This is a genomic window from Azospirillum sp. B506 (assembly GCF_000333595.1).
Lineage (GTDB): Bacteria > Pseudomonadota > Alphaproteobacteria > Azospirillales > Azospirillaceae > Azospirillum.
Genome location: NZ_BADK01000605.1, coordinates 1 through 24,258 on the forward strand (window position 1 = coordinate 1; position 24,258 = coordinate 24,258).

General features: G+C 67.5%; 27 protein-coding genes and 2 tRNA genes. 10 read left to right on the forward strand and 19 right to left on the reverse strand.

Features of this window, described 5'->3' with window-relative positions; translation table 11 throughout:
* Nucleotides 1-86 precede the first annotated feature (86 nt).
* The 3 genes from I71_RS17700 to I71_RS17710 all read right to left on the reverse strand — a co-directional run bounded on the left by I71_RS17700 (nt 87) and on the right by I71_RS17710 (nt 1,789).
* A complete protein-coding gene (locus I71_RS17700) occupies nt 87-809 on the reverse strand; it encodes an LrgB family protein (RefSeq protein WP_042696161.1) in 723 nt (240 codons plus the stop codon).
* A complete protein-coding gene (locus tag I71_RS17705; RefSeq protein ID WP_042696162.1) occupies nt 806-1,216 on the reverse strand; it encodes a CidA/LrgA family protein in 411 nt (136 codons plus the stop codon). The genes I71_RS17700 and I71_RS17705 overlap by 4 nt, the downstream gene beginning before the upstream one ends.
* A 123-nt stretch (nt 1,217-1,339) precedes the next feature.
* On the reverse strand, nt 1,340-1,789 hold the full coding sequence (locus I71_RS17710) for a pilus assembly protein TadG-related protein (RefSeq protein WP_042696163.1): 450 nt from the start codon (nt 1,787-1,789) through the stop codon (nt 1,340-1,342).
* Between the two features lie 365 nt (nt 1,790-2,154).
* Here I71_RS17710 and I71_RS17715 point away from each other — a divergent pair, with 365 nt between their 5' ends.
* Both I71_RS17715 and I71_RS17720 read left to right on the forward strand, forming a co-directional pair.
* Nucleotides 2,155-2,346, forward strand: coding sequence for a hypothetical protein (locus tag I71_RS17715; protein ID WP_042696164.1), 192 nt, complete (start codon nt 2,155-2,157; stop codon nt 2,344-2,346).
* Between the two features lie 70 nt (nt 2,347-2,416).
* Entirely contained in the window at nt 2,417-3,796 is a 1,380-nt protein-coding gene (locus I71_RS17720; RefSeq protein WP_042696165.1) for a PAS domain-containing protein, read from the forward strand.
* Here I71_RS17720 and egtB read toward each other — a convergent pair.
* From egtB to I71_RS17770, 10 genes are all read right to left on the reverse strand, one after another.
* Complete coding sequence (egtB, locus tag I71_RS17725; RefSeq protein WP_049976180.1) at nt 3,774-5,093, reverse strand: ergothioneine biosynthesis protein EgtB; 1,320 nt, start codon at nt 5,091-5,093, stop codon at nt 3,774-3,776. The genes I71_RS17720 and egtB overlap by 23 nt on opposite strands.
* Nucleotides 5,094-5,309: 216 nt before the next feature.
* Nucleotides 5,310-5,477: a 50S ribosomal protein L33 gene (rpmG, locus tag I71_RS17730; protein WP_012974790.1), complete on the reverse strand. Its 168-nt coding sequence runs from the start codon at nt 5,475-5,477 to the stop codon at nt 5,310-5,312.
* Between the two features lie 156 nt (nt 5,478-5,633).
* Entirely contained in the window at nt 5,634-7,283 is a 1,650-nt protein-coding gene (locus I71_RS17735; protein WP_244433901.1) for a S41 family peptidase, read from the reverse strand.
* A gap of 273 nt (nt 7,284-7,556) precedes the next feature.
* Complete coding sequence (gene rnr, locus I71_RS17740) at nt 7,557-9,725, reverse strand: ribonuclease R (RefSeq protein WP_042696166.1); 2,169 nt, start codon at nt 9,723-9,725, stop codon at nt 7,557-7,559.
* 64 nt (nt 9,726-9,789) lie between these two features.
* Nucleotides 9,790-10,371, reverse strand: a complete 582-nt coding sequence (locus tag I71_RS17745) for a hypothetical protein (protein ID WP_042696167.1) — start codon at nt 10,369-10,371, stop codon at nt 9,790-9,792.
* A 7-nt stretch (nt 10,372-10,378) separates the two neighbouring features.
* Nucleotides 10,379-11,458, reverse strand: coding sequence for a chorismate synthase (aroC, locus tag I71_RS17750; protein ID WP_042696168.1), 1,080 nt, complete (start codon nt 11,456-11,458; stop codon nt 10,379-10,381).
* 136 nt (nt 11,459-11,594) lie between these two features.
* Nucleotides 11,595-11,669 (reverse strand) — tRNA-Thr (locus I71_RS17755).
* A 36-nt stretch (nt 11,670-11,705) separates the two neighbouring features.
* Nucleotides 11,706-11,780, reverse strand: a tRNA-Thr gene (locus tag I71_RS17760).
* Nucleotides 11,781-11,941: 161 nt separating this feature from the next.
* A complete protein-coding gene (locus tag I71_RS17765; protein ID WP_042696169.1) occupies nt 11,942-13,876 on the reverse strand; it encodes a nucleoside-diphosphate sugar epimerase/dehydratase in 1,935 nt (644 codons plus the stop codon).
* Between the two features lie 45 nt (nt 13,877-13,921).
* Nucleotides 13,922-14,866, reverse strand: a complete 945-nt coding sequence (locus I71_RS17770) for an SDR family oxidoreductase (RefSeq protein ID WP_042696170.1) — start codon at nt 14,864-14,866, stop codon at nt 13,922-13,924.
* A gap of 172 nt (nt 14,867-15,038) precedes the next feature.
* On the opposite strand from I71_RS17770, the gene I71_RS17775 reads away from it, so the two are divergent.
* Nucleotides 15,039-16,088, forward strand: a complete 1,050-nt coding sequence (locus tag I71_RS17775; RefSeq protein WP_042696171.1) for a glycosyltransferase family 2 protein — start codon at nt 15,039-15,041, stop codon at nt 16,086-16,088.
* Here the strand turns inward: I71_RS17775 and I71_RS17780 are convergent.
* The 3 genes from I71_RS17780 to I71_RS17790 are packed head-to-tail and all read right to left on the reverse strand — an operon-like array spanning nt 16,050 to nt 18,914.
* On the reverse strand, nt 16,050-16,889 hold the full coding sequence (locus I71_RS17780) for a glycosyltransferase (protein ID WP_042696172.1): 840 nt from the start codon (nt 16,887-16,889) through the stop codon (nt 16,050-16,052). The two genes, I71_RS17775 and I71_RS17780, sit on opposite strands and share 39 nt — an antisense overlap.
* Before the next feature lie 5 nt (nt 16,890-16,894).
* A complete protein-coding gene (locus tag I71_RS17785; RefSeq protein WP_042696173.1) occupies nt 16,895-17,899 on the reverse strand; it encodes a glycosyltransferase family 4 protein in 1,005 nt (334 codons plus the stop codon).
* A 31-nt stretch (nt 17,900-17,930) separates the two neighbouring features.
* Nucleotides 17,931-18,914, reverse strand: coding sequence for an SDR family NAD(P)-dependent oxidoreductase (locus I71_RS17790; RefSeq protein WP_042696174.1), 984 nt, complete (start codon nt 18,912-18,914; stop codon nt 17,931-17,933).
* A 167-nt stretch (nt 18,915-19,081) separates the two neighbouring features.
* On the opposite strand from I71_RS17790, the gene I71_RS17795 reads away from it, so the two are divergent.
* Both I71_RS17795 and I71_RS38850 read left to right on the forward strand, forming a co-directional pair.
* Nucleotides 19,082-19,420, forward strand: coding sequence for a hypothetical protein (locus I71_RS17795; RefSeq protein WP_042696182.1), 339 nt, complete (start codon nt 19,082-19,084; stop codon nt 19,418-19,420).
* Between the two features lie 22 nt (nt 19,421-19,442).
* The gene (locus I71_RS38850; protein ID WP_199902206.1) at nt 19,443-19,589 is read left to right on the forward strand and encodes a hypothetical protein; all 147 of its coding nucleotides are present in this window, start codon (nt 19,443-19,445) and stop codon (nt 19,587-19,589) included.
* Nucleotides 19,590-19,623: 34 nt separating this feature from the next.
* Here I71_RS38850 and I71_RS17800 read toward each other — a convergent pair whose 3' ends face one another.
* The gene (locus I71_RS17800; protein ID WP_244433902.1) at nt 19,624-20,064 is read right to left on the reverse strand and encodes a GNAT family N-acetyltransferase; all 441 of its coding nucleotides are present in this window, start codon (nt 20,062-20,064) and stop codon (nt 19,624-19,626) included.
* A gap of 165 nt (nt 20,065-20,229) precedes the next feature.
* Here I71_RS17800 and dcd point away from each other — a divergent pair, with 165 nt between their 5' ends.
* The 3 genes from dcd (at nt 20,230) to I71_RS17815 (ending at nt 22,663) form a co-directional block, all read left to right on the forward strand.
* Nucleotides 20,230-20,784 (forward strand): dCTP deaminase, encoded by a 555-nt coding sequence (dcd, locus tag I71_RS17805; protein WP_042696175.1) that lies wholly within the window; start codon nt 20,230-20,232, stop codon nt 20,782-20,784.
* 52 nt (nt 20,785-20,836) lie between these two features.
* A complete protein-coding gene (murA, locus tag I71_RS17810; protein WP_042696176.1) occupies nt 20,837-22,129 on the forward strand; it encodes a UDP-N-acetylglucosamine 1-carboxyvinyltransferase in 1,293 nt (430 codons plus the stop codon).
* Between the two features lie 63 nt (nt 22,130-22,192).
* Nucleotides 22,193-22,663, forward strand: a complete 471-nt coding sequence (locus I71_RS17815; RefSeq protein ID WP_049976181.1) for a DUF2948 family protein — start codon at nt 22,193-22,195, stop codon at nt 22,661-22,663.
* A gap of 24 nt (nt 22,664-22,687) precedes the next feature.
* Here the strand turns inward: I71_RS17815 and I71_RS17820 are convergent, their stop codons facing one another.
* The gene (locus I71_RS17820; protein WP_042696177.1) at nt 22,688-23,044 is read right to left on the reverse strand and encodes a hypothetical protein; all 357 of its coding nucleotides are present in this window, start codon (nt 23,042-23,044) and stop codon (nt 22,688-22,690) included.
* 144 nt (nt 23,045-23,188) lie between these two features.
* Here I71_RS17820 and I71_RS17825 point away from each other — a divergent pair, with 144 nt between their 5' ends.
* Entirely contained in the window at nt 23,189-23,761 is a 573-nt protein-coding gene (locus I71_RS17825; protein WP_042696178.1) for a type 1 glutamine amidotransferase domain-containing protein, read from the forward strand.
* Between the two features lie 109 nt (nt 23,762-23,870).
* Here the strand turns inward: I71_RS17825 and I71_RS36120 are convergent, their stop codons facing one another.
* The gene (locus I71_RS36120) at nt 23,871-23,972 is read right to left on the reverse strand and encodes a LuxR C-terminal-related transcriptional regulator (RefSeq protein ID WP_375731202.1); all 102 of its coding nucleotides are present in this window, start codon (nt 23,970-23,972) and stop codon (nt 23,871-23,873) included.
* A gap of 37 nt (nt 23,973-24,009) precedes the next feature.
* Here I71_RS36120 and I71_RS41030 point away from each other — a divergent pair.
* A partial coding sequence (locus tag I71_RS41030; protein WP_375731203.1) for a hypothetical protein occupies nt 24,010-24,258 on the forward strand: 249 nt, incomplete at its 3' end.

The window sequence follows — 24,258 nt, forward strand, 5'->3', positions numbered from 1 at the left end:
GGCGGGCTGTCAGCCTGGATTGGCGAAAACGGACTGCGGGATGCACCGATCATCGTCATCCCGCCCATCCTCCTCGGGTTCCCGACTCAGCCCCAGATCAGATGATACAGCGTTGGCAGCAGCAGCGCCGTCGCCAGCCCGTTCAACCCCATGCCCAGCCCGGCGAAGGCGCCCGCCACCTCATTGACCTGCAAGGCGCGGGCGGTGCCGATGCCATGGGCGGCCACCCCCATGCCGAATCCGCGGGCGCGCCAATCCTTCACCCGTACGAGATTCAACACCCAGGTGCCCAGGCTGGCGGCGACGATGCCGGTGATGATGACGAACACCGCGGTCAGCGACGGCAGGCCGCCGATCTGCTCCGACACGCCCATCGCGATGGGGGAGGTGACCGATTTTGGCGCGATCGACAGCAGTGTCATCGACGATCCGCCGAAGGCCCAGGCAAGCGCAACCGCGCTCAGTGCCGCGGCCGTCGAGCCGACGAGCAGCGCCACCACCAGCGCCAGCGCCGTGCGGCGAATCTCCTCGAACTGGTTGTAGAGCGGCACGGCCAGCGCCACGGTTGCCGGACCCAGCAGGAAATGGACGAACTGTGCGCCGTCGAAATAGGTGCGGTAGTCGATGCCCGACAGGCTGAGCACGATGGCGATCAGGACGACAGCGATCAGCACCGGGTTCAGCACCGGGCGCCGGCCCAGCTTCTCGAAAATCCACAGGCCGATCTGGTAGGCGACCAGCGTCAGCGTCAGTCCGGCCAGCGGGCTAGCCGAGAGATAAACCCAGATCTGATGAAGGTCGGCGCTCATGCCGGTTCTCCCTTGGCGTTCTCTCCCTTCGCCTGCTCTCCCCCGACCGGCTCTTCCTCCAGCCGTGGGTCGGTGCGGCTCAGCAGGAAAGCCATCAGCTTCGCCGTCACCGCGATCCCGATCAGGGTGCTGCCGAACAGGGCGACGATGATCGGAAGCGCCTCCGTCTCCAACCGGGTGACATGGACCATCACGCCGACGCCCGCCGGGACGAACAGAAGGGACAGATGGCGCAACAGCCCGACCGCGGTGTCCTGGACGGCAGCGGGAACACCGCCCCGCAGCAGCAGGCCGGCGAACAGCAGCAGCATGCCCAGCACCGGACCGGGAACCGGCAGATGCAGCAGACGGGCGGCCAGTTCACCGGCCAATTGGCAGAGCAGCAGGAGTGTCAGGGTTCCGAGCATCGCGGACTCCGGTGGAAGGGGCGCTGTGCGTCCGTTCTACCGCAGTTGCGAAACCGCCGGGCTGCATTCCGCGAATGCGAGCGTCGCGAATCGGCGATGAGAGTGAGCTAGTGGGGGGAGTGGTTACTGCAGCTTGCTGCGCACATGCTGTCCGCGGCGGACGATGGATTGCGCTTCCACCGTCACTTCCTTCTTGCCGAACAGGCGCATGAAGATGGCGTTGACGGTGGCATGGGCGCTGACCGTCAGAGTGCCGGCAGCGGCATCCTCGGCGATGGTCAGGGGCGACAGGTTCGACCCCAGGAAGCCGTTCGGGAATGCCTTGTCGAAGAAGCTGCGGATGTGACCGTCACGTTGCGAGTCGAACATCACGCGCCCGCCAGCCAGCGCGGCGGCATCGACCGCCTGTGACAGCCGGGCTTCGACCGCATAGCTGCGCAGGGCATCGACGGTGCAGCCGGCACCCAGCGCGGTCGGAATGGCGAGGATCAGGGCGACCACCAGAAGCAGATGGCGTCCCGTCCGCCGGTCTTCGTGCCCGCCATACGGCATGGGACGATAGACCAAAGTCATTGCCGGCCTCCCAAGCAATTTCCTATGCGGAAAGGAGTGTTTTCATTGGATGCATTACTCTTAGCATCATCCGACAAGCAGGCAAACCAGGAAATGCAGCAGAGCTACAGCAAAAATCGAAACTGAAGTTGTCATGTATTTTATGCAAAGGCGGTAATCCAAATTCGCGGAGACGGTAACAAACAATCAAGCCTGCCAACGGCGGCGGAACGCATGGTCAGGACTTGAAAACCACGGCGATTCGAAGGTCTTCAGGACAAAAATGGATCATCCGGCAGCGCCGACGGGTGCATTAACGGCTTGTTGGTCCTGATTATCCGCAAGCTGGCGCATGTCCGTTCCCATCCGTCCCGGGGTCGTCGTAGATGTCCTTCTTCCCATCCCCTTTCCTGGGCAGTTCGACCGGCCGTTGGCTGAAGCGTTCGTGTCTCGACCACGCGCTGGCGGTTGCGGTGGTGGCGCTTTTGCTGGTCGGCCTGTCGGGCGAGGTGCGTGGCGCGCTGGCCGATCTGATGGCGCTGGTGGAAGGCGCACAGGCTGCGGTCATGACGCGCTGAACACGCACGCGCCTTCTCCGTTTTCCATCCGCCCGCTAAAGTTCGGACGCAACGACGGGGAGACGGCCCGATGAAGGGCGGCGTTTGGCGCGTGGTGATGCTGGGGTTGACGGTGGCGGCCGCGGCGCTGGTCTTTCTCGGCGTGGAGATCACACAGCTGGCGGCCGCGGATCGAACCGCCTTCACCCGCGGTCTGGCGATCTGCGGTCTTGGCCTGTTGGCGGTCTGGTTCGTCTTCTCCCGACTGTCGCGCCATTTCCGCGACATCGACCGCCTGTCCGACCGCCTGTCGGGCACCCGTGGCGGGATAGACCTGGAACCCCTGTCTGGCGGACACGGTGGCGAGCTGGCGCGGCTGGCCGAGGCCGTACGCCTCGTCCGTGGCGGTGAGTGTGGCCCAGGCATCGGATTGCCGGGTGACGGACCGCTGGGGAGCGGACGCATGGGGCGTGCCCTGCGGGCATCGCTGGCCCTGTCGGACGATCCTCTGCTGATTGTCGACGAGCAGGGGCGGGTGGAGCAGCTGAATGCCGCCGCCGTCCGCCTGCTGGGCCTGGAGGAGGGCGGCGACGTCGGCAAAGCCCTGTTCCGTGACGATCTGGCCCGTGCCATGGAGCGGGCGCGCGGCAGTGGTGCCCCCGTCACCGCGGTGCTGCGCCGGACGGAAGATGGCGAGCTGTCGGCGCGGGTCGCCGATCTCGGACTCGGTGCCGGGGCGCTGCTGTCCTTCCCTGTCCGCGGCATGGCCCACGCCGCCGGGCTGAGCGGCAAGCGGACGCTCAGCCTGCGTCCGGCCCAGCCGACCACGCCGCTCGGTGACGACGAGCCGCTGGCCGCATTGCCTTTCGTGGCGCTTTGGGTGGCGACGGCGGGGGTGGAGCCGGACGGCGGTCCGGTGATCGCGGTCGGCACTGTCCGGCTGGTGGGGAGCCGCATCTTCCCGACCGTGTCGCTCGCCCTGCTGATCGATCCCATCGATCCCGTTCCGGCCGAGGCGACCGCCCGTCATGGCATCGGCACCGAAATGGTGGCCGGCGAGCGCCCCTTCGCCGCGGTGTGGCCGGCCATCCGGGAGGCTCTGCACAATTGTATTGCGGTCGGGATCGGTGTCGACGCCGCTCTTGCCGCTCTGGCGCGGTCGGCCGCCCAGGCGGGCATCGCCGATCCGGCGTTGTCGCCGTCGCTCGATCTCGGCATTTTGGCGGGCGCGCTGGACCCGGCCCTGGCGGGGGCGTCGCCGGAGCGATTGGCGGAGGTTTTCGCCTTGCCCCATCACCGCGGCAATGCGTCCCGCGGCGGCCCCCAGAGTGAGGCGCTGGCTCAGGCCGAACTGGCCGTGGCCCTGCTGTCACGCCTGACCGAACGCGGTGTCGTCACCCAGGGACAGGCGCGGGCGCTGATCGCCGGGGAAAGTGCTGCGGCGTCCCTCAGGCATCCTCCGCAAGCCTGAACCCACTCATCGACAGCCGGGCCTCCGGGCGCAGATAATGTCGGGTCCAAGGGCCGGCATGGTCGAACGGAGTGAGGCAACTGCCGCCGCGCAGCACCATGCGGTTGCTGGCGAGCCGGCCGTTCACCGCCTCGTCCTGCAGGGACTTCCCCGACCCGTGGGGGCGGCGGTAGCCCGGATATGTGGTGAAGGCGTTGCCGGTCCATTCCCACACGTCGCCGCACATCTGCCAGGGGCCGGTGCCGTGGCAGGTGCCGGCGCGCGGGTGGCGGTGACCGGTTCCCAGCAGGTTGCCCATGCTGCCGCAGCCGGCGGCGACCGTTTCCCATTCCGCTTCCAGCGGCAGACGTTTGCCGGCCCAGCGGGCGAAGGCGTCGGCCTCGTACCAGCTGACATGGCAGACCGGTTCGTCGGGGTCGAGCGGCTGCATGCCGTAAAGCGTGAAGATCTGCCAGCCCTTGTCCCGACCATGGCCGCCGCGCTCCCAATAGAGCGGGGCGGTCCAGCCTTCGGTGCGCGCGGTCTCCCAGCCATCTGACAGCCAGAGGGAGCGGTCGCCATAGCCGCCGGCCTCGATGAAGGCCAGATAGTCGCCGCAGGTGACCGGACGGGCGGCCAATCGGTAGGGGTTCAGCCAGACGCGGTGACGGGGGCTTTCATGGTCGAAACCGGGCAATGGCGCCGGGCGCCCGACCTCGACAAGCCCGCCGGGCTGCTCCAGCCAGCCGTCGGGTGGGGCGCCCAGATGCGGATGGTCGGGTGGCTGCTCGTAGGCCGGCCGCAGGGGATTGCACCACAGCGCATGCTTGATGTGCAGGAGCATGCGTTCCTGGTGGCGGCGTTCGTGGGCAATGGCCATCATCAGCGTCGACTCGGCGGCGTCCCACAATGCCTCGTCGAGCTGGTCGATCAGATGCAGCACTGCGGCGTTGATCTGATCGCGGTGGCGCATGACCTCGGACGCCGACGGGCGCGACAGCAGACGGGACGGTGGAGCACGCCCATCGCTTTGCGCGGCGAACAGGTCGAGGAAGACCGGCTCGGCGGGACGGTAGCCAGGGCTGAAGGGGATCAGCACCGCGACCTCGAACAGCCAGCTGGTGTGGGCGAGATGCCATTTCGTCGGGGCGCCATCCGGCACGCTCTGCACCATCAGGTCTTCCGGTGACAAGGTGGCGACAAGCTCGGCGGTGCGGGCGCGCGCCTTCTGGAAGCGGGTGGCGAGGGCTTGCCGGCGCTCGGAGACGGACAGCGTGGCGGTCGGGCCGGCGCTCGGGATTGGATGTGAGTCGGGCACGGGTGGTCCCTCCGAAATCCGGATCTCTTCGGAGAGTGTCCACCCAGAGCGCCCCTTTTGGAATGCATGCATCCGGGGTGTGGATGTCACCGCAAATAGCGGCTGCGACCGGACGCCGCATCGGCAAGCGCATGGAGGGAACAAGGGCTTAAAAACGAAAAGGCCGCCCGAAAGGCGGCCTTGTTCATCGAAGCACAGCTCAGTGTCGGACAAGACTTACTTGATCTTGGCTTCCTTGAACTCGACGTGCTTGCGTGCCACCGGGTCGTACTTGCGGAACGACAGCTTCTCGGTGGTCTTCTTCGGGTTCTTCTTCTTGACGTAGAAGAAACCGGTGTCTGCCGTGCTCACCAGCTTGATGAGGACGGTGTTCTGCTTGGCCATGATCTCGATCCCGACAAAAAATCCGTGCCCCGCCGGCCCGGCGGGGCGGCGTCGTAGCGGCGGAAAATACCGTCTGACGCCGCAATGTCAAGCCCTATGGGCGATGAAATCGGTGTCCGGCGGCGTTTGCCACAGCGACGCCCCGGCAAACGCGGTTCAGCGCTCCGCCACAGTGTTGACCACGGCGGTGGCGACGGCGCGCTGGTACAGCCCGGGCTCCGCCAGCAGGCGCATGGCGACCTTCAGGTCCAACTCCGGCTCATGCTCCTTCCATGGGCAGGCCTCGCGCAGGGCGTTCAGCGCATGCTCGTCGTCGGCCGCCTTGGACCGCCAGCTGGCCACCTGAGCCGGGCGCAGACGGCCTTCACGCAGGTCGGACAACAGCGCCTCCGGATCGGTCTGGCCGGCCCGGCTGGTGCAGACGGTGGGCTGGACGCCCTGGCGGTGCAGGGTATAGCCGGCCGGGGTGTAGATGCGGCTCCAGGTCAGGAACAGCTCGCCATCGTTGGGAAGACGGTTGACGGTCTGAACACTGCCCTTGCCATAGCTGGACGCCCCCACCACCACCGCGCGGCCCGAGTCCTGCAGTGCCGCCGCCACCACCTCCGCCGACGAGGCGGAGCGGCCGTCGACCAGCACGACCAGCGGCAGCCCGTCCAGCAGATCGTCGGGGTTGGCGTCGAAGCGCTGGCGGCTTTCGGGGTTGCGTCCTTCGGTGGAGATGATCCTGCCGCGGCGGATGAACAGGTCGGCCACCGCCACCGCCTGGTCCAGCAGCCCGCCCGGATTGCCGCGCAGGTCGAGAACCATTCCCTGCAGTGTCGGGCCGGCCGCCTGCCGGATGGAGGTCACCGCCGACCGCAGGCTGGAGGCGGTGGTGGCGTTGAACCGGTCGAGCTTGACGATGCCGACATCGCCGGACATCGAATAGGTGACGGTGTTCGGCACCACCCGCTCACGGCGCAGCGGCAGCCGGCGGGGAGCGCCATTGTCACGGGCGACGGTCAGCGTGACCAGCGTGCCGGTGGGGCCGCGCAGCCGCTCGCGCAGATCCGCCGCGGTCATCCGCGTCGTCAGGTCGCCATCGATGGCCAGGAGTTGATCGCCGTTGACGATGCCGGCCCGTTCGGCCGGGCTGTGCGGCATCACATCATGCACGGTGATACGGCCGTTGGCGGCAGTGTCGAGCGACAGTCCGATGCCGCCATACCCTTCGCGCTGGGCGCGTTCATTGCTGGCGCGCTGGACACCGGTGTAGCGGGAATAGCCGTCCAGGTCGGCGGTGACGCCGTCGAACACCACCTGATACAGCCGTTCCGGCGTTGCTTTTGCGAGAATGGGGGAATAGCTGCGGGCACGGTCGATGAAGCGGGTGGTCAGAACCGCCCAGCCAGCAGCGTCGCTGTCGCCGGCGGCACCGTACTCCGCTGCCAGCGCGCCGGACACGTACAGACGTACGGTGCTGCCGGCATGTTCGACCGTAACCGACGGGTCGAGCGCGGTCAGTCCCTTCAGCCCGTCCATTCCCAGGCGGTTGAAGGACACCGGCTCCAGATAGACCTCGGCGATCTTGGCGAAACCGACGGAGAAGACCTGTTCGGCCACCGGCGGTTGCGCGACGGTTGCTGTCTGCGGCGTTCCGGCGAGAGCCGTCGTGGCAAGAAGGGCTGCGGTGGAAAGCTGGAAGGCCAGATGGCGGAACGAACGGCGGAAGAGGCGCGCCACGCCCGACATCAGGGAGATCGGAAAAGACGGCACGTGGGACTGTGCATCCTGATCGCACACGCTGTGATCGAACTGGGCCATGGGGCTAACCGCGGCCTCCCTTTCCTGCAGCCGGACCGGACGAGGATGTTGCCGATCCCGGATGGGTGATAGATACACCTTCGTTTAGGAGGGCGGGCGGGACAAAATTGCGGGCCTCACCGCAATGTTGCCGATTGTCCCGACCTGTGTCGCCAAGGTCACGCTGGTATGGCGGAGCTGTGGACAAACCGTGACCTGGCCACGAGTCGGTCGTCTGTCACCTTGCGAACTCAGGCGTTGCCATTGCGCAACGGTGTGGTGGCGGCCAGTTTCTCACGCCGGGTCGGCCAGCCGGAAAAGCGTGCTGCCGCTGACCGGATCGGCCTCCACCAGCACCAGCTTGACCGGGCTGCCGAGGCGGTACACCCGTCCCGTACGCTGCCCGACCAGAGTGTGTGCGGCCTCGTCATGCTCGTACCGGTCGTCGGGCAGGCTGCTCGCGGGAACCAGTCCGTCGGCGCCGCTCTCGTCAAGACGGACGAACAGGCCGAAGCGGCTGACGCCGGAGATGCGGCCGCTGAAGCGTTCCCCCAGCCGGTCGGCGAGGAAGGAGGCGGTGTACCGGTCGACCGAATCGCGTTCCGCGGTGGCGGCCCGGCGTTCGGTGCCGGACAGATGCTCGCCGACCTCCGCCAGCCGGCCCAGCGTCTCGTCGTCCAACCCGCCGACACCCAGCCCCAGGGTGCGGATCAGTGCCCGGTGAACGATCAGGTCGGCATAGCGGCGGATCGGCGAGGTGAAATGGGCGTAGCGGTGCAGCGCCAGCCCGAAATGACCGATATTGTCCGGACTGTAGGCGGCCTGCGCCTGGGCGCGCAGGATCACCTCGCTGATCAGCGGCGCGTGCGAGGTGCCCTCGACCTTGCGCAGGATGCGGGTGAAGTGGTCCGGCGTCAGCTCGGCGCTCCTGGTCAAGGGGTGGCCGATCTCGGCCAGGAAGCCGCGCAGCGCTTCCATCTTCTCCATCGACGGGCGGTCATGGATGCGGAAGAGGCCGGGCATGGTCCGCCGCTCCAGCACCTCCGCCGCCGCGACGTTGGCGGCGATCATGAACTCCTCGATCAGCCGGTGACTGTCGTGGCGTTGGCGTCGGGCGATTTCGGCGACCCGGCCGCGCTCGTCGATATGGACCCGGCGCTCCGGCAGGTCGAGTTCCAGCGTACCGCGCTTGGCGCGGGCGGCGGCGAGCCGGGCATAGGCACCGAACAGCGGGGCGATCACGCTGTCGGCCAGCGGCGCCGTCCCCTCGTCTGGCCGGCCGTCGTGGCAATTCTGCACCTGTTCATAGGTCAGCCGCGCCACCGACCGCATCAGGCCGCGGACCAGCCGATGCCGGATCAGCACACCGTTGCGGTCGATCCACAGGTGGAAGGCCAGACAGGCGCGATCCTCCCCCGGCCGCAGCGAGCACAGCCCGTTGGACAGTGCTTCCGGCAGCATCGGCACGACGCGGTCGGGGAAGTATACGGAGTTGCCGCGCTCGTAGGCCGCCCGGTCGAGCGTCGATCCGGGGCGCACATAATAGGAGACGTCGGCGATGGCGACGATCAGGTGCCAACCGTCCGGGTTCTCCGGATCGCCGTCCGGTTCCGCCCACACCGCGTCGTCGAAATCGCGGGCATCCGCACCGTCGATGGTCACCAGAGGGATGTCGCGCAGATCCTCGCGCTGCATCAACGCGGGCACCGCCGCCAGTTCCGCCTCGCGCAGGGCTGCGTGCGGAAAGACGGTGGGGATGCCGTGCGCATGGATGGCGATCAGGCTGAAGGCGCGCGGCTCGTCGGTGGAGCCCAGACGTTCCACCACGCGGGCCTGCGGCTGGCCGGCACGCCCGGCCGGCAGGATGTCTGCGAAGACGAGGTCACCCGCTTCGGCATCGCCGCGATTCGGCGGCAGCACCAGGAATTCGGTCTTGTGGCGGCGGTCGGTCGGGTGGATGCGTCCGCCGTCGGCGCTCGGCCGGTAGACGCCGAGGATGCGCCCCTCGCGCTCGCCCCCATCTCCATTGCCGATGCGGCGGATGACGCGGGCCTCATACAGGCGGTCGTTGATGCGGGCGAGCTTCGCCAGCAGCGTGTCGCCGACCGCCAGCGGCTTGTCCTCCCCCTGCGACTTCTTTTCCGGCAGCAGGAAGATGCGCGGCGGGTTGCCTTCGCCGGTCCAGGTCAGCGGGCGGGCCGACAACTCGCCATCGGCATCGACGCCGGTGACCAGCAGAACCGCGACGGCGGGCAGGGCCTGCGGCGGGGCCATGCGCTTGTTGCGCCCGCGCTCCACCGTGCCCTCCGCCTCCAGGTCGCGCAGAAGGTCCTTCAGCATCTCGCGGTGGGTCGATCCGGACAGCTTGAAGGCGCGGGCGATCTCGCGCTTGCCGACGGGGGTGGTGCTGGACCGGATGAAGGCGAGGATGGTGTCCTTGCTGGGGAAATGGCTGTCGGTCACTGGGCAGGGAGTCCGTCGGTTCTTGTCGCTGATATCCCTATATAGGGATCGGTCCGCTTGTAAATTAATCCGGGCTGGGGCTCGTCGCCCAAGGCCGGCCGGCCATCGCCCGCACCGCCTCGCTGCGCTCCACCGCCTCGCGGAAGCCGGCGAGGGGGAAGCGCACCTCCGTCTTCCCGCCTGCCGGCGATTGCCCGACGATGGAAACCTCCGGCGCCGGGGCGATCTTCTCCACCATGCGGCGGTTGATGTCGGGATCGGTCACCGCGCAGGTGTTGGTCTCGAACCGGAAGGACTTGCAGGGGGAATCGGGTTTGAACACCGCCCGGTCGGCCCAGACCCGCACCAGCCTGTCGAGATCGAGGGACTCGGCGGACACACGGAAGCGCAGCCCTTCACGCCAGCGGTCGGTCGAGCGCAGCCAGACCAGACGGGCGGTGCGGTCGTTGACGCCGCGGGTTGACAGTTCGCACTCCACCTGCCGGGTGCCGGTCCAGAGCTGGCAGTAGAGCTTCCAGCTTTTGAAGGTCTCGTCGAACTCCCGGAAGGGCCTGTCGTCCGCCATGGCCGCCGGCGCCGCGGCAGCGGCGGCGGCCAGCATCGCCAGGGCGAGGATCAGGCGCTGTCCACGGCGGAGAGCGGACATCGGCCGGTCACTCCCGCCGCTCGGCCCGCCGACGCAGCAGGTGGTCGGCCAGCACGCAGGCCATCATCGCCTCGCCGACCGGCACGGCCCGGATGCCGACACAGGGATCGTGGCGGCCCTTGGTCAGGATGTCGGTGTCGTTGCCGGCGGTGTCCACCGTCTGGCGCGGCGTCAGGATCGAGCTGGTCGGCTTCACCGCGAAGCGGACGACGATGTCCTGCCCGGTGGAGATGCCGCCCAGGATGCCGCCGGCGTGGTTGGACAGGAACTGCGGCTGGCCGTCGGCGCCCATGCGCATCTGGTCGGCGTTCTCCTCGCCGGTCAGTTCGGCGGCGGCGAAGCCGTTGCCGATCTCGACCCCCTTCACCGCATTGATCGTCATCATCGCGCAGGCGAGGTCGCTGTCCAGCTTGTCATAGAGCGGGTCGCCCAGCCCGACGGGCACGCCGGACGCCACCAGCTCCACCACCGCGCCCACCGAGGAGCCGCTCTTGCGGATGCCGTCGAGATACTCGGCCCACTGGGTGGCGGCGACCCGGTCGGGGCAGAAGAAGGGGTTGTTGTCGATCTCCGCCCAGTCCCAGCGGCTGCGGTCGATCCTGTGCGGACCGACCTGCACCAGGGCGCCCCGCACCTGGATGGCGGAGCCGAGCACCTTGCGCGCCACCGCCCCGGCGGCGACCCGGCAGGCGGTTTCGCGTGCCGAGGAGCGGCCGCCGCCGCGGTAATCGCGGATGCCGTATTTCTGCCAGTAGGTGTAGTCGGCATGGCCGGGGCGGAATTTGCCGGCGATGTCGCTGTAGTCCTTGGAGCGCTGGTCGGTGTTCTCGATCAGCAGCGAGATCGGGGTGCCGGTCGTCTTGCCCTCGAACACGCCGGACAGGATCTTCACCTGATCGGGTTCCTGGCGCTGGGTGGTGTAGCGCGACTGGCCGGGGCGGCGCTTGTCCATCCAGGGCTGGATGTCGGTTTCCGCAACGAGGCCGATCAGCGACGGGCAGCCGTCGACGACGACGCCGATGGCCGGACCGTGGCTTTCGCCCCAGGTGGTGAAGCGGAAAAGCGTGCCGAAGCTGTTGCCGGCCATGGTGACATCCTCCCGAAACGAACCCGCGCCTGCGACTTCACAACAATGATAACGCGCGGATTTCTTGCGGCCTTTCGGCGGCAAGGTCAAGGAAGCGATGAGCCGATTTTAAGGGGGGAGTTTTTAAAAGAGGGAATGGTGCTGCCAGAGAGGATTGAACTCTCGACCTCTCCCTTACCAAGGGAGTGCTCTACCACTGAGCTACGGCAGCGCCAGATGCAGGCGCCAGATGGCAAGATCGGAGGAATGGTGCTGCCAGAGAGGATTGAACTCTCGACCTCTCCCTTACCAAGGGAGTGCTCTACCACTGAGCTACGGCAGCCCCGATAACCGATCATCGCCGGGGCGATGCGTCCGGGTGAGGCGTTCAGGCTTGACCGCCCCCCGAAGTGGCGCGGGTTATGCCACAGGCCTTTTGGGGATGCAAGCGCTTAAAATCACCCCACGACCCACTTTTTTTCGCCCCCGCAACAATCCCCTGAATTACGCCTGCGTCGCGGCCGGCGGCAGCACCGCCTCGGCGCGGAAATCGGGCACGATCGTGCCCATGATCGACAGAACCCGCTCACCGTCGCCAGCCCGCGCAGCCCCCTCCAACTCGCCCACCGCGCGGTTGATCAGCGCATAATCGATAAGCCGGGGCGAGGCGAGGAAGACGCCGTCGGCCTCGGTGCGGCTGGGGGCCTCCGCCGCGGTCAGGATTTCCTCGAACAGCTTCTCGCCGGGCCGCAGGCCGGTATAGGCGATCTCGATGTCGACGCCGGGGCGGTAGCCGGCCAGCCGGATCATCTGGCGGGCGAGGTCGGCGATCTTCACCGGCTCGCCCATGTCCAGCACCAGGATCTTGCCACGGTCCTCGGTCCGGGTGACGCCGTGGGCAGAGGCTTGCAGCACCAGCTCCACCGCCTCGCGCACCGTCATGAAATAGCGGCGCATGTCGGGATGGGTGACGGTCAGCGGGCCGCCCTTCGCCAGTTGCCGGGTGAACAGCGGCACCACCGACCCCGACGAACCCAGCACATTGCCGAAGCGCACGGTCATGTAGCGGGTCGCATGCTCGATTCCGTCGCGTGGCGGCAGGATGTCGAGCGCCTGGCAATAGGTCTCGGCGAAGCGCTTGGCCGCCCCCATCACGCTGGTCGGACGGATCGCCTTGTCGGTGGAGATCAGGACCATGGCGAGGCAGCCGGCGGCGCGTGCCGCATCGGCGACGTTGCGGGTGCCGATGACATTGGTCAGCGCGCCCTCGCACGGGTTGGCCTCCACCAGCGGCACATGCTTCAGCGCCGCGGCGTGGAAGACCAGGGCGGGGCGCTCCTCCTGGAACAGGCGCATGATGCGGTCGCGGTCGCGCACGTCGGCGATGACCGGGCGGGGATCGAGGCCGGGGAATCTCTCCCGCACTTCCATCTCGATGCTGTAGAGGTTGAACTCCCCGGCATCGAGCAGGATCAGCCGTTCCGGCCCCAGCGCAGCGATCTGGCGGACCAGTTCGCTGCCGATGGTGCCGCCGGCGCCGGTGACGATCACCCGCCGCCCACCGACCAGCCCGGAAATGGCGCCGCGGTCCAGCACCGCCTGCGGACGGCCGAGCAGATCCTCCAGTGCGATGGGGCGCACCTCGATGCCCTTGCCTTCGCCCAGAGCCGATTTGAATTCCGTCAGGCTGGGCAGGCGGGACAGGACCAGCCCCAGCGCCTCCGCCCGGTCGAGCAGGCTGCGCAGGGTCGAACCCTTCAGCTCGGCATCGCCCTTGGTGACGATCAGCCGCTGTGGCCGCTCATGCTTGCGGTCCAGCGTCTGGACCACCTGTTCCAGATCGTCGGGACCGCCCAGAACCGGGACACCGCGCACGGCATGGCCGACGCGCCGGCCCTTGTCGTCGAGGATGCCGACGACGCGATAGGCCGACTGGCCCGGCTGGTCGAGCGAGCGGATGAACAGCTCCGCCGCGTCGCCGACGCCCAGCAGCAGGACGGGGATGCGCGGCACGCCGTCCACCGCCTCGGCCCAGCTGAAACGGCGGTCCTTCAGGAAGCGGTAGGCGAAGCGCGGCCCGCCGAGCAGAAGCATCTGCACCAGCCACAGGATCGGCGGCAGCGAGCGCGGCAGCAGCTCTGCGCGGGTCAGCAGGAACATCGCCAGGACGAAGCACAGGACCGCCACCGTCACGGCGCGGACCACCTGCATCAGGTCGGGGATGGAGGCATAGCGCCAGATGCCGCGGTACAGCCCGAACAGCAGGAAGACGGCCGCCGAAACGGCGATCAGCACCGGCAGCGCGATGGTCAGCGCGTCGAAGTAGAGGCCGAAGGCGGAGCCGCCCACCCGCAGGTAGAGGGCCACGACCAGGGCGATTCCGGTCATGACCAGATCGTGCAGGAACACCAGGGATGCCCGTGCGGACGGGATGCGCATGCCGCTAAACCTTGTTCATTCGTCCGGCTTGTTTCGCCGTCGCGATCAGCCGCGGGAAGCTTTGAACCATTCCGCGGTGGCGCGCAACCCGGACGCAAGGTCATGGGGCGGGCGCCAGCCGAGCCTTTCGCGGATGGGACCGTCATCCACCGTCAGCGTGCCGGCCAGCCGGTCGAACACGGCGCGGGTGCCGGTCAGCGCCGCCCCCAGCGCCATCAGGCCGCGCGGTACCGGGACAAGCCGCGCCGGGCGGCCCAATGCCGCGGCGATGGCGCGCACCAGACCGGCGGTGGAGACCGGTTCGCCATCCTGGACCAGAAAGGTCTGGCCGGCGGCGTCGGGATGTTCCAGCACCGTCACCACCGCGTCGGCGAGGTTGCCGACATAGATCAGGCTGCGACGGTTGTGGATGCCTCCGAGCGGCAGTGGCAGGCCGGTCGCCACCAGCTTCACCAGGGCCCGCATGTTGCCGGCGGCACCGGGGCCGTAGACCAGCGGCGGCCGGATCACCGCCACCTCCATCCCGGTGCGGGCGGAGATCGCCGCCAGCGCCCTCTCGGCCTCCAGCTTGGAAATGCCGTAGGGGCTGTGGGGATCGGGTGCGGTCGCCTCGTCCAGCGGGGTGAGGCGGCTTTCGTCCACCATCGCCTTGATGCTGCTGAGAAAGACGAAGCGCCTCACCCCGGCCGCGGCCGCCTGCTCCGCCAACCGGATCGTGCCGGCGGTGTTGACCCGGCGGAATTCCGCCAACGGGTCGACGGCGGTGTCGCGCATCACATGGACGCGGGCCGCCATATGGATCACCGCATCGACGCCGGTCAACGCCGCGGTCCAGTCGGTTTCGGGGCCGATGTCGCCGACCGGCGCCGGCTCCCACGGTCCATTCTTCGGGCTGCGTAGGGCGGCGCGCACCTCATGTCCGCGGGTGGCCAGCAGCGGGACGGTGTGGCGGCCGACAAAGCCGGTGGCGCCGGTCAGGAGAACACGCATGTGCGGGATGATCCGGACTGGAGTCGTTGGGGGGATCGAAGCGTGACTTAGTATCCGGTTTGGCCGAGTGGCGCCATGGCGCAAAGCCCCACGACCCTTTTCCAGCTTTCGGTCATGGGTGGGAATGGCTATAAGCTGGGAAGGGACGCGTGAATGAGGACGCTACCAAGACATGTCACACATCGTCGACGGTGCAAATGATCGGCACAGCCGGATCATCATCGTCAGCTTTAATTGCGCCGACTTCGTCAACCGCGTCGTTGGCTGTCTGCTTGACCAGACCGATCCCGCCTTCGAGGTGGTGATCGTCGACAATGCCTCGAAGGACGTCGACGGCATCGTCCTGCCCGCCGATCCGCGTTTCCGTATGGTCCGGATGGACAGCAACGTCGGCTTCGCCAAGGCCAACAATGTCGGCGCCGCCGGTGCCACCGTTCCCTGGATCGTCACGCTGAATCCCGACGCCTTCCCGCGCCGCGACTGGATGGAGCGGCTGCAGGCCGCCGCCAAGGCGCAGCCCGACGTGGCGATGTTCGGCTCGACCCAGCTGTTTTCGCATGATCCGCGCATGATCGACGGCGAGGGCGACCAGTATTCCATCTTCGGCTTCGCCTGGCGGGTCAATTACCGCCGTGTGCTGAAGCCGCCCTATTACACCGGCGCCGTCTTCTCGCCCTGCGCCGCAGCGGCCATGTACCGCCGCGACTATTTCGAGGCGGTCGGCGGCTTCGACGAGGATTTCTTCTGCTATTGCGAGGATGTCGACCTCGGCTTCCGCATCCGGCTCAACGGCGGACCTGCGGTGCAGGTCGGCGACGCGGTGGTGGAGCATGTCAGCAGCGGCGTGTCCAAGCAGTACGGCACCTTCGCCCAGTATCACGGCGTCCGCAATCTGGTGTGGACGATGGTGAAGAACATGCCGCTGCCGCTGCTGCCGCTGGCCTTCGCCGGCCATTCCCTGTTGGTTGTCTATCTGGTGTTCCGCAGCCTTGGCAGCGGGCGCACCGGCGCCATCGGTCGCGGCATCCGCGATGCGCTGCGCGGACTGCCCCACATGATCGCCAAGCGCCGCACCATTCAGCGGGAGCGCAAGGTGACGCTGGGGCAGGTCGCCAGCATGATCGCCTGGAACCCCCTGCTGCTGAAGACTCGCGGCCGGCCGGGCTGCCGGCTGTCGCGCCACTCAGACCAGCCGCCAGCCGTGGGTGTTGAAAAAGCGTAGGGCGGAGCGGGCGAACATGCGGATGTGCGCGCCGCCCTTGCGCGCCGCCTTGCCGCCGAAATGCACCATGCGCACGTCCGGCACATAGGCGATCTCGCCCAGCGCCATCGCCCGGCGCGACAGGTCGAAATCCTCGAAATACAGGAAATAGCCGTCGTCGAAGCCGTCCAGCCGGGCCAGAGCCTCACGCCGGAACAGCATGAAGGCACCGCTGACCTGCTCCAGCCCGGTGACGACGGCATCGCCGGTCACGTCGCGCATCTCGTAGCGGGCGAGCCGCTTCGCGAACAGCCGCTTCACCGCAGCGGGCGCGAAGGCGCGCAGGCCCAGATCCAGCACGGTCGGCTGCCGCTTGCACAGGAATTCCTGCTCTCCCGCCGGGCCGAACACCTTGGGCGTCAGCAGCACAGTGCGCGGGTGGGCCTCCATGTACCGCCAGCCGGCCAGCAGCGCGTCCGCTTCCAGCAGGATGTCGTAGTTCAGGATCAGGTGATAGGGCGCGTCGCCCTGCCGGATCGCCAGATTGTGCCCGGCGCCATAGCCGACATTGCCATGCCCGGCGATCAGCGTCACCGCCGGCCGGCCGGCCGCCGCATAGCGGTCCAGCAGCGGCCGGAACGGATTGGATGCCGCGTCGCTGCCCTTTGGTGCTCCATTGTCGACGATCCACAGCCGGGTCTGTACGCCGGTTCCCTCCGCCAACCGGTCGGCGGCGGCACCGATGGTGTCGAGCGAGCGGGCCAGCAGGGCCGGATCGGGAAGATAGAGGACGACGGACAGGTCGAGGAACGCGGTGGTCATGCGGATCAGGCTTTCGACATGCGGGTCAGCGTCGCCAGCAGAAGCGCGACGGTGACGGCACCGGGTACGAGCGTCCAGGCGCCGAAGCTTCCGGCGGCGAGCGCGGCCAGGACCAGGACGAGGCTGTAGGCGACGATGGTCAGCACCACGCGGTCATGCCGGCCGACGCCTTTGGCGGCTTTCTGGTAGAAATGCTCGCGGTGGGCCTGCCAGATCTTTTCGCCGCGCAGCAGGCGGCGCAGCAGCGTGATGGTGGCGTCGGTCAGGTAATAGGCGGGCAGGATCAGCGCCGCCGCCCAGTCGCCGCGCGCCGCGAGCGAAGCGAGCAGGAAGGCCAGGATATGGCCGAGCGGGATGCTGCCGACATCGCCCATGAACATGCGGGCCGGCCGCCAGTTGTGGGTCAGGAACCCCGCCGCCGCTCCGGCCAGCGCCGCCCCGGCGACTCCGGTCAGTTCGAAATCGCCCATGACCAGCGACACCAGCGCAATGCCGCCGCCGATCAGGATGGTTTCGCTGCCGGCCAGCCCGTCGATTCCGTCCATGAAATTGTAGAGGTTGACGAACCACAGCCACAGGAAGGCGGTCGCCGCGCGGTCCAGCCCCCAGGGCAGCCAGCCCTGCCAGACCAGCTGGTCCGCCGGCAGGGCCAGCAGCCCGAAGGCCACCGCCAGCGCCTGCACCACCAGCCGCAGCAGCGGCGACAGGGTGCGCCGGTCGTCCATCCACGACACCCCCATCAGCCCCAGCGTGCCCAGCAGCACCGCCCCGGTTTCCAGCGGCCGGTTGAAGGCGATCCCGGCCACGGCGAAGACCGGCACCACCGTCAGCATCACCGCCCAGCCGCCGCCGCGCGGGGTGGGGGCCAGATGGCTCGACCGCTCGTTCGGGATGTCCATGATGCTGCTGGCGAGCAGATAGCGCAGCACCCGCGTCGACAGGTACCAGCCGGTGGCCAGACACAGCAGGAAGACGGCGATCAACGCGGACGAATAGGCGGTGACGGTCATGGTGACTCGGCTGGTGGAGGGGAGGGAAAAGTCAGAGTTTGTGATAGTCCTTGTACCACTCCACGAAGCGGGGCAGGCCGGTCTCGATCGGTGTCTTCGGTTCGAAGCCCAAGATCTGCCGGCTCAGCTCGATGTCGGCAGCGGTCTCTTGCACGTCGCCGGCCTGCATCGGCTCCATCACCTTGATGGCCTCGCGACCCAGGGCCTGCTCCAGCACGCCGATGAAGCGCATCAGCTCCTCGCAGCGGTTGTTGCCGAGGTTGAAGACACGGTGGGGAGCGCCGGTCTCCGCATCGACCGGGGCGGGGCGGTCCAGGGCGGCCAGCACGCCGGCGACGATGTCGTCGATATAGGTGAAGTCGCGCTTCATCTTGCCGCCATTGAAGACACGGATCGGCCGGCCGGCGGTGATGGCGTCGGCGAACAGCCAGGTTGCCATGTCCGGGCGGCTCCATGGGCCGTAGACCGTGAAGAAGCGCAGGCCGGTCATCGGCATGCGGTAGAGGTGGCTGTAGGTGAAGGCCAGCATCTCCGCCGCCTTCTTGGTGGCGGCGTAGACCGACACCGGGCTGTCCACCCGATCCTCCACCGAGAACGGCATCTTGCGGTTGGCGCCATACACCGACGAGGTCGAGGCGTAGACGAAATGCCGCAGATCGGGCATGCGCCGCGCCGCCTCCAGCAGCGTCACCTGGCCGGTGACGTTGGCGTCGACATAGGCATAGGGATTCTCGATCGAGTAGCGCACGCCCGGCTGCGCCGCCAGATGGACCACGCCCGTCACGTCGGCGAACTGTGGCCAAAGTCCCTCCACCGTCGCGCGGTCGGAGATGTCGGCCTTGATGAAGCGGAAGCCGGGCCGGCCGGTCAGCCGGGCCAGCCGCGCCTCCTTCAGTGCCACCGCGTAATAGTCGTTCAGGGTGTCGATGCCCAGAACGCTCTCCCCGCGGTCCAGCAGCGCCGCCGCGACATGCGATCCGATGAAGCCAGCAGCCCCGGTGACGAGGATGGTCATGGTCCGACACCCTTATGACTATGGTCCGCCGGTCTTATGCCCCAGCGGCGGGCAGGGCGCCAGCCTCCATCCATGGGCATCTTGTGACCGGTTCGCACGCTTGACAGCCACTCCGCCCTGCCGGTCTACTGCGCGACCGCGACACATCAGGACCGATGGGACCGTCGATGCCCCCGAAGAAGAATCCGCTGAACCTGAACCCGCTGCAGCTGCGCACCCTGACCCTGCTGCAGGAGATCGCCCGCCTGGAGAACGTGCCGGCAGAAGGCGAGGAGGGTGGTTTCCAGATCACCTCGCTGCCGCATGCCCATGGCAACCACTTCCACCTCGGCCATGCCGTAGTCGCCGCCAAGGACGCCACCGGCCTGCAGAATGACGCGGTCTGGACCATCCTGGAGCGCAAGGGCATCGTGAAGCGCACCCCCGGCGCTGCGATCCTGACCGCCACCGGCGTCGAGTACGACACCGGCCTGCGCGACCAGATCCTGCATCATTCCGACCACTGAGGTCTGGGGCGGAGCCGCGCCGATGGACGACACCGCCGAAACGACCAACCCACCGCCGGCTCCGGTGAAGCCGAAGCCGGCGGTGTCGGCCCGCGATGAGCGCCTTGCCGCCCGCCTGCGCGAGAATCTGCGCAAGCGCAAGGAGCAGGCGCGGCAGCGGGGGGAATAGTCCCTCTCCCGGCCCCGGGAGAGGGCGCTTCCGGTCAGGCCAGTTCCTTCCTGAACCAGATCTGCTTGTGCCCCGGCGGATAGCCCTCCATGTCCGCCCACACCTGATAACCCTGCTTCGGGTAGAAGCCCGGAGCCTGGAAATCATATGTATAGAGCCGCGACCAGCGGCAGCCGCGCGTCTTCGCCTCGGCCTCCGCCGCCGCCAGCAGCTGGCTGCCGAGGCCGCTGCCGCGCGTCGAGTCGTCGACCCACAGCAGATCGACATACAGCCAGTCCCAATTGGTGTAGCCGACCAGCCCGCCCTTCAGCGAGCCGTCCGCGCCGCGGGCGGCGACCACCAGATCGCGGCGGTCGTAGGCGCGGCCCAACGACGCTTCGTTGTAGGCGCGCAGGCCTTCATAGATTCCGGCCAGATCGGCCGGGGCGGGGGTGTCCGTCACGGACAGGGTGAAGCTCTGGGGCATCTTGGTCATGGAGACGGAGCTTAGGCGCCGCGGCGGGGAAGACCAGCGCCGTGATAAAGAACCGTCCATGCGCGCAAAGCGGTCCACCTTTCCTTGAGCCTTGCCGCGTGCTCGGCTACAAACCAGCCTTCACGATCCCTCCATCCAATCGATACGCCAAGGAGTACCCCCGCGATGGGCATCATGCCGGACAGCTGGATCCGCGAGATGGCCGAGACCAAGGGCATGATCGAACCCTTCGTCGAGACCCAGAAGCGCGAAGGCGTGATTTCCTACGGTGTGTCGTCCTACGGCTACGACGCCCGGGTCGCTGACGAATTCAAGATCTTCACCAATGTCGACAATGCCATCGTCGATCCGAAGCGCTTCGATGATTCGAGCTTCGTCGACCGCAAGACCGATGTCTGCATCATCCCGCCGAACAGCTTCGCGCTGGCCCGGACGGTCGAGTATTTCCGCATTCCCCGCGACGTTCTGGTCATCTGCCTGGGCAAGAGCACCTATGCCCGTTGCGGCCTGATCGTGAACGTCACCCCGCTGGAGCCGGAATGGGAAGGCCACGTCACGCTGGAGATCTCCAACACCACCCCGCTGCCCGCCAAGGTCTATGCGAACGAGGGGCTGTGCCAGTTCCTGTTCCTGAAGGGCGACAGCGTGTGCGATGTGTCCTACGCCGACAAGTCCGGCAAATACATGGGGCAGAAGGGCGTCACGCTGCCCCGGCTCTGAGCACTCCTATCTGATCGCTCCCCAAAAGCGTATCCGTGAAAGAAACAGGTCCATGGACAAGATCCGCATCCGCGGCGGCCGACCGCTGAACGGCTCCATCACCGTTGGTGGCGCCAAGAACGCCGCCCTGCCGCTGATGACGGCGTCGCTGCTCTCCGACGAGACGCTGACGCTGACCAACCTGCCCATCCTGGCCGACATCAACACCCTCTGCAATCTGCTGTTGCAGCATGGCGTGGCCATCCACATGGCCGGGGCGGGTGGCGATTGCGCCGGACGTGCCGTGGAGTTCACCGCGCGCGACATCACCAACACCACCGCCCCCTACGATCTGGTCCGCAAGATGCGCGCCAGCGTGCTGGTGCTGGGGCCGCTGCTGGCCCGCTGCGGCGAAGCCAAGGTGTCGCTGCCCGGTGGCTGTGCCATCGGCGCGCGTCCGGTTGACCTGCACATCAAGGGTCTGGAGGCGATGGGCGCCGACATACGGATCGAGGCGGGCTATATCGTCGCCAAGGCGCCCGCCGGCGGCCTGCGCGGTGCGGAATATGTCTTCCCCAAGGTGTCGGTGGGGGCGACCGAGAACCTGCTGATGGCCGCGACGCTGGCCAAGGGCACCACCATCCTGGTCAATGCGGCGCGCGAGCCGGAGGTGACCGACCTCGCCGAATGCCTGGTCAAGATGGGCGCGAAGATCACCGGCATCGGCAGCGACCGGCTGGTGATCGAGGGAGTCGACCGGCTGCATGCCGCCCGCCACATGGTGGTGGCCGACCGCATCGAGACCGGCACCTATGCGATGGCTGCCGCCATCACCGGTGGCCGTCTTGACATCATGAACACCCGTCTCGATCTGATCAAGGCGGCGGTCAAGGCGCTGGCCCCGGCCGGCGTCGCCTTCGAGGAGATCGAGAACGGGATCCGCGTGTCGCGTGCGAACGGCGAACTGCACGGCGTCGATGTGATGACCGAGCCGTTCCCGGGCTTCCCCACCGACCTTCAGGCCCAGATGATGGCCCTGATGTGTACGGCGAAGGGTGCCGCGATGATCACGGAAACGATCTTCGAGAACCGGTTCATGCACGCGCCGGAGCTGACCCGCATGGGCGCGCGGATCACGGTCCACGGCTCGTCGGCCCTGGTGCGCGGCGTGGAGCGGCTGACCGGCGCGCCCGTGATGGCGACCGACCTGCGCGCTTCGGTGTCGCTGGTGCTCGCCGGGCTGGCGGCGGAGGGGGAGACGATGGTCAACCGCGTCTACCATCTCGACCGCGGCTATGAGCGGGTGGAGGAGAAGCTGGCGGCCTGCGGTGCGGAGATCGAACGCATCCACGGCGGCGACGAGTGAGCGGCGGGGGCTCCCCTCCCGCCATCCCATAAGGTTGGCCTTTCCCGAGAGGTGTCCCCGACCATGACGGCCCAAGCCATGACCCCGATCCGCCTGCGTGCCGAAGACGAGGAGGATTTGAAGGTCGTCTCCGCCTGCCTGCAGGATGCGATCCTTCCGGTCGGCGACATGTGCTTCCAGCCCGAAGAGAAGCGGTTCGTCATGGTCGTCAACCGCTTCCGTTGGGAAAGTGCCGACCAGCCCCGCCCCGGTCCCGCCGCCGACGACGACGAACTGGCTCCCTATGAGCGGGTCCATTGCGGCCTGCGGGTGGATGGGGTGACCGCGGCCAAGCTGCGCGGCTTCGACCTGAAGGACCGCGGCCGGATCCTTGAACTGTTGTCGATGGAGACGGTGGCGGGCGGCATCGCCCTGCATTTCGCCGGCGGCGGCTGCGTCCGGTTGGACGGGCCGTCCTGGCGCATGGTGGTGGAGGATCTGGGCGAACCCTGGCCCACCGGCTGCAAACCCTGCCACCCCGACGAAACCGCCTGATGCCGGACGGCGGAAGGCTGTGGCTCAGCGTTCCGCGACCTGGGTATCGTTGTGCAGGCGACGGATCACGTCCTGCGCCGTCTTCTTATAGGTGACGGTGTCCTCGTCCTCGCCCGCCGACAGCTGCGAGCGGCGGACGGTGAAGAAGCGGTGGCCGACATCCAGCATGCCGCTGGCCTCCACCAGAATGCTGGTATCCTTGCCGTCGGCACCTGGCGAAACGGAAACGATCTGGCCCAGCTCTTCGCCGAGCAGGCCGGTCACTTCAAGCCCGACAAGATCGTCACCAGTGCGCGGATCGGCCGCCTGGACCGACTCGATATGGGCGAAAGGCAGGGTCGCCGCCAGCGCAAGGCCGGCCAACAGGGTCTGGAACCTCATGATTAGGGCTCCCATCGCTGATGTGTGTCTCGTATGTCACAATCAACATGGGAATTGCGGAGCGGTTCCCAGGGAACCATCCAGGGGTAATCCGGTTGCTGCGGTATGCCCTTCATCGAGGGCCAACAGCAAAGGAACCTCTCCATGGCTCAGAAGCTCAATGGCAAGACCGTGGCCGTGCTGGCCACCGACGGCTTTGAACAGGTGGAACTGACCGAACCGGTGAAGGCCCTGCGCGATGCCGGCGCCACTGTGCATGTGGTATCGCCCAAGGGCGGGCAGATTCAGGGTTGGAATCATCATGACCGTGGCAGCATGGTCGATGTCGACGTGACGCTCGATCAGGCCGACGCCGGCCGCTACGACGCGCTTCTGCTGCCGGGCGGCGTGATGAACCCGGATTCGCTGCGGCTGGAGCCGAAGGCGATCGATTTCGTGAAAAACTTCGTCGATTCCGATCGCCCCATCGCGGCGATCTGCCACGGTCCCTGGACGCTGATCGACGCGGGCGGCGTGCGGGGCAAGCGTATGACCAGCTGGCCGTCCTTGCAGACCGACCTGCGCAATGCGGGGGCAATCTGGGTCGACGAGCAGGTGGTGACCGACCACGGGCTGGTCACCTCGCGCAAGCCCGACGACATTCCGGCCTTCTGCCGCAAGATGATCGAGGAATTCTGCGAAGGCCGCCATGGTGGCCATCGTCACGCGGCGGAGTAGGCGGGCGCAGGATTCTCGTGGCGCTAGACTCCCACCTGTCCTCCCCCGCCCAGCGGGGGAGGGTTAGGGTGGGGGCGTCGTCGGCCGACGCCTTCTCAACATGCCAAATCTACGCCGACACCAGCGGCGATAACCCGTTCTGGATCGCCCATACCGCCGCCTGTGTGCGGTTCTGCGCGTTGATCTTCCGCATCACATTCTTGAAATGCATCTTCACCGTCGATTCGGTGATGTGCAGATTGCGGGCGATGGCCTTGTTCGACTGGGAAGTCGTTGGTGTGCGATACGCAGATCGGATAGATCGCGAAGATGATCCCGCCGAACAGGGCGATGCCGACCAGCAGCGGGCCGAATCCGCTCTGCGGCAGCATGGTCATGCCGACGCTGATGACGACCAGGGCGGCGAACAGCCCGACCAGAACAGCCGCCGGTCGAACAGGGTCGACAGCTTTGCCAAGGGCCATTGCAGGATCATGCCGCCGATGATGGCGGCGCTG